The organism is Lachnoclostridium sp. An138, from assembly GCF_002160765.1.
Taxonomy (GTDB): Bacteria; Bacillota; Clostridia; order Lachnospirales; family Lachnospiraceae; genus Laedolimicola; species Laedolimicola faecalis.
On the sequence record NZ_NFLF01000043.1, the window covers coordinates 1 to 4,809 of the forward strand.

The window sequence follows — 4,809 nt, forward strand, 5'->3', positions numbered from 1 at the left end:
GATATCTTCCAATCTGCTCCTTATAATCCATATCTTCGTCCTCCACGCTTTTTTGGGTAGTGTATCACAAAATTCTACTTTCTTCACTGTCTTCTTAATACGGATAATTGAGAATTATCATTAAATACGAAGGAGAATCACATGAAAGGTGATTTTGGTCATGAATTTAGTATAAGACGTGTTAATAAAATTACTGATGAAGAATATATTGAAGCTTTACGCATTTATAATGAAACGATTCCTTTTGAAATTAGAACAGCAACTAATGAAATTAACTTCTGGCTATCAAAGAATAAAGAGAATAATTATTTCGAAATCTATATGTTTGTGTTATATTTAGATGGGAAATTGATTGGTCTCTCAATGACAACTTATCTAAAAAAGACAAAGATAGTAGTGGATGAATACCTTGCAGTTCTAGATCAGTATCGGATCAATACTATATTTTTAGTCTATTTGAGTTTGATTCAAAGTTACTATAAAGAAAATAATATTGATTATTCATATTATGTAACAGAAATTAGTAATAAAGATTCTGGTGAGAGTATAAATTGGGAAAGCCAGATTTCTTTAGTATACGGTAAACCATGAGTACCGACTCATTTTATGACCGCCGTTACCGGCGGCCGGTTTACACAACATTTGTTGTTTTTGTTTTACTCCGGCAGATTTCCGGTAGCTGTTCTGACCAGGGAAGCAGTTCTTCCATAAAACAGTAATCCGTATCCTCCTGATGGTCCTTCATCACAGTCAGGACGTATTCCAGATAACGGAAAGGACTCAGGTTATTCGCCTTTGCTGTTTCCGTAATGCTGTAGATGATCGCACTGGATTTTGCGCCGTCGATACTGTCGATCAGCTTCCATGCATGTTTGTGCAGGCAGAAGCTGCGCAGCGCACCTTCCGTTGCGTTATTATCAAGCGGGACTTCGCCGTCATCCAGGAATACTTTTAATGTCTCTTCCTGGTTAATGCAGTAGTTGATCCCATCCAGTGTTTTTCCTTTGGAGAGACGACCGGAAGCCTGGATCTCTTTTGCCCACGCAAAGAAAGCCTCCACCAGAGGTTTGAGATTAATCTGACGCTGTTTTCTGCGCTCATCTGGTTTCAGATCAGAGAGCTGGTTATCCAGATGGTAGATTGCGCCGATCCGTTTGATCGCCTCGTAAGCGACCGTATCTTTGGCCGCCGGATGCTCCTTTTTCGGCAGTGCTTTCAGGGCGTCGGCGAAATACCTTCTCGCATGGGTCCAGCACCCTGCAAAAACGATGGTCTCGCTTTCCCGATCCAGCTTCCGGTAGGCGGAGTATCCGTCACAGACAACTACTCCTGTGAATCCTTTCAGGAATTCCCGCGGATGATCTGCTTTCCGGGTCTTCTGGTATTCATACAGGATAATGGGGGTATCCCCATATTCCTTTCCTGTTCGGTAAACCCACATGTAACTCTTGCTGTTTGCCGGGCGCCCATCCTTCGATACCTTGACCGGAGTCTCATCGGCCTGCAGCACATGGAAGCGGTACATCCTGTTATGAAGGTAATCATAAAGCGGCCCCAGATATCGGTCCGCACACTGAATCATCCAGTTTGCCATTACCTGCCGGGAGATGTGGATGTCATTTCTCAGAAACTCCTGGCTGATCCGGTATAAAGGAAGTCCGTTGACATACTTGGCATTCATGATGCTTGCAGCCAGCGAAGGCGTTAGAATGCTGTTACGGAGCAGTTCCTTGGGCCGGTCCGCTTTGACGATCGTCTGATTGTCCCTGCCGGCATATACGGCCACATGATGTTCTTCGACCGTGTAGACTGCCGGCTGAACCCGGACTCTTTTGTAGATTTCGTCCGGAAGCTGCTTCCAGCCATCTGGGCCAAAGATCTCCTGCAGCTTTTCTTCCGGAAGGGTATGAGGGAGCACTTCCACAGGAAGATCCTTGAGATCTGCCTCACGTTTCCCTTTCTTCTTCCGGCGCGTGACCTGGATCACATCTTCTTCTGCAGGTTCGACAACATAAAGCGTCTCGGTCAGGGCTTCTGCTTCGTTAAAGATGAGCTCCAGTTCCAGCTGCCCGGCAATAACGTCCAGCTTTTCGGAAGATCGCCCATAACGCTGATGATTCGCAGATGCGATCTGCTCGATCAGGCGTTCCATGTTTGTATTCAGCTGGACGAGCTGGTCCTGCATGGACAGGATCACTGCCACGAGTGTTTCCCTGCTGAAACTGTTCAATTCTTCCGGTGAGTAGATCTTCTGCATGTTCGGCGCTCCTTTGTTTTACTGGAACTATTGTACCGCAAACCAAAAGAAAAAGCGAACCGGATAAAAAAGAAGGTTCGTCATTCTCACCAAAGGATAAACACTCTGAAAAGCCGAAAAAACTAATAGTTTTTTCAGTTTTTCAGAGTACTTATCCACACAGCAGCTTATAGCTGTGAAGTACTCTTAATTGAATGAATGGTATGAGCCCCGGTTGTGGATAACTCCCGCCGTGTCTGCAATAGTAGATACGAAAAGATTTTTTATTTTCTCCGTTTTGCACAACGATTCACAGAAGATCGCTGGGCTGAACTTCCTGGATCGGGTGTCTGGATACGATCTCCAGTCCCTGCATCAGCGCACGGTACTGCTCCAGAGTGATTTCCAGTGCCTCTTCTGTTGTGCGGGGCCAGCTGAAACCGCCAAGCTCCAGCCTTTTGTAAAGGAGAAGGAATCCATCCCCTTCCCATACGAGCCCCTTGATGCGGTCACTGCGCCTTCCACAAAACAGAAAGAGGATATCCTTTTCATATGGATCCAGCTGGAAGTTGAATTTCACAATGGATGCCAGTCCATCAATCCCGCGCCGCAGATCCGTATAACCTGTGGCAATGTAAACTTTCCGAAGGCCGGATGCGTTATTCAGCATGGAGGATTCCTCCTATCCGGGAGAGTAATTCTGCTGAGGCTGAATTCGAGATTTCCAGGACGAGGTTCCCTTTCCGGATTACCAGATCCGGATGGAAAATGGATGATGCATCTGGTGATGCAGCCGGAAGTTTGATCTCAGCAAAAGATACCGTCCTTTGAGCGGCAGACAACGGTTCTGTCTCTGCAACTACAGGTAATGGCGGATTCTGAGATGCTTCATAGGCTTCCCGGCGCAGGATACGTTGCCAGTAAAAGAACTGCTTCTCAGAGATCCCGTTTGCACGGCACCATGCGGTCTTGGACATCCCGCTGTTCATACATTCATTCAGAATCTTGGTCCAATGCTCTGCACGGACTTGATGTGTGATTTTATCCATGGCGATAACTCCTTTAAAAAACTTGTAGTTTTCTGGAGTTATTATCTCATGGAGCGAGGAAACTGGCACGGTACTACTGATTTACCGTGTACTTTCTTTAAAAGTACTTTGTGTAGAGGAATTTGGAAGAATTAATGCTCCTTACTATACATTACCACTAGGATTAGACAATTATGAAAGTAATTTTGAAGCTATACTTTATATAAAGACAAATGATGCTATTAAAAGTATTTCAAAGGAAACCTATCTTCAAATTGTAAGATCGATATATTATGATTATTTTTTGATTTGGTATGAAAAATTCATGACCGCTGAAGAGCTAATTCAATATAAGCAAGAAATACAGCGAAACTACGAGTTGATACAAAATGATGTACTGGATTATTCAGAGAGTGTTTCAATTACAAATTCTACATGTATCGCATTAAATCCAGAGAATAATTTCAAACGTACAGCCGGAACAATACCTGTAACCCCCAATAGACCTAGTAAAGTAACATTTTTAATTCTTTGCGCCATTTTCACATTACCTGTCATAATCATATTGGGTTACAGCAAATTAATGGCTTTTATGAATATTCCCTTATCTTCATCAACAAGCATCATTGGGAACATAATAACTGGAGTGTTAACTTCGTTAGTTACACTGTATATATCATCCAAAAAGTAAGTTCAGATCCATCAATAGTAATAATGGGTCTGAACTTTAAAAAGAAACTAATTAGCATTTTATTTATTATAATAGGCGGCTAGGTACTCGATTATGGAACAAATGATTTTTCAAGAAGAAGAATTATATTATTTCCGTGTTTCCGAAAAATGGGCCAGTTTTTAATTATATGATCTATTTTGGTTAATTTTACGGATAATTCTTCACTTAATATCTTGGATAAAAGTCCATCTAAGATGTGAAAAGGGGTTTGTTCCAATATTTTTAGATTATATTGTTTTAGAATTTTATAAATATATTCTGGTGAAAACAGCCATTGTATGTGTTGTTCATGCATATATTCTAAAGTGATAACTGTAACAGGTGCTTTATATTCCTTGGTATTCAAATATTCGTATCCCCAGCTGCTTTCAAATTCTAAAATTATTTTCCCGGATTTTTTTAACACTCTTGATAATTCTGAGATTGCCTGAAAGGCATCACAGTAATTCAAAACGCTGCCAACACAAATAATATTGTCAAAACTTTCGTCTGGGAAAGAGAGCTCTTCGATACTAGAGACTATATAATTCTTACAATTTTTGATTTTTTCTTCTGCAATATCAACATGATACATTTCTTGGCAGGAAATTCCATAATCATTTCCTCCTGAACCAGCATTTAAAACTCGTGTACCTTCAAACAAATTCATATGTTGATGAATATAATGATCTAATTCATAATGTGAATATGTATGCCATACATCATCAGACGCCCATATTTCGGGTATTCTATTATAAAACTCTTTAATTTTTGATAAATCAATTTCCGACATCTTTTAACCTCATGCATTTTAACGATAATTCTCAATTATC

5 protein-coding genes are annotated in these 4,809 nt (G+C 41.2%); 1 reads left to right on the forward strand and 4 read right to left on the reverse strand.

All coding sequences use genetic code 11. The features are described 5' to 3' along the window. Window positions 1-141: 141 nt before the first annotated feature. Window positions 142-591 carry a hypothetical protein gene (locus B5E82_RS17590; protein ID WP_087308821.1) on the forward strand — a complete coding sequence of 150 codons (450 nt, stop codon included), beginning with the start codon at window positions 142-144 and terminating at the stop codon, window positions 589-591. 40 nt (window positions 592-631) lie between these two features. On the opposite strand, the gene tnpC is transcribed toward B5E82_RS17590, so the two are convergent. The 4 genes from tnpC to B5E82_RS17610 all read right to left on the reverse strand — a co-directional run bounded on the left by tnpC (window position 632) and on the right by B5E82_RS17610 (window position 4,769). Beyond that, the gene (gene tnpC / locus B5E82_RS17595) at window positions 632-2,257 is read right to left on the reverse strand and encodes an IS66 family transposase (RefSeq protein WP_087308822.1); all 1,626 of its coding nucleotides are present in this window, start codon (window positions 2,255-2,257) and stop codon (window positions 632-634) included. A 289-nt stretch (window positions 2,258-2,546) separates the two neighbouring features. Further along, the gene (gene tnpB / locus B5E82_RS17600) at window positions 2,547-2,906 is read right to left on the reverse strand and encodes an IS66 family insertion sequence element accessory protein TnpB (protein WP_140393188.1); all 360 of its coding nucleotides are present in this window, start codon (window positions 2,904-2,906) and stop codon (window positions 2,547-2,549) included. After that, the gene (tnpA, locus tag B5E82_RS17605) at window positions 2,896-3,285 is read right to left on the reverse strand and encodes an IS66 family insertion sequence element accessory protein TnpA (RefSeq protein WP_087166446.1); all 390 of its coding nucleotides are present in this window, start codon (window positions 3,283-3,285) and stop codon (window positions 2,896-2,898) included. Before tnpA ends, tnpB begins: the two co-directional genes overlap by 11 nt. A gap of 761 nt (window positions 3,286-4,046) precedes the next feature. Continuing rightward, window positions 4,047-4,769, reverse strand: a complete 723-nt coding sequence (locus tag B5E82_RS17610; protein ID WP_087308823.1) for a class I SAM-dependent methyltransferase — start codon at window positions 4,767-4,769, stop codon at window positions 4,047-4,049. Between the last annotated feature and the right edge of the window lie 40 nt (window positions 4,770-4,809).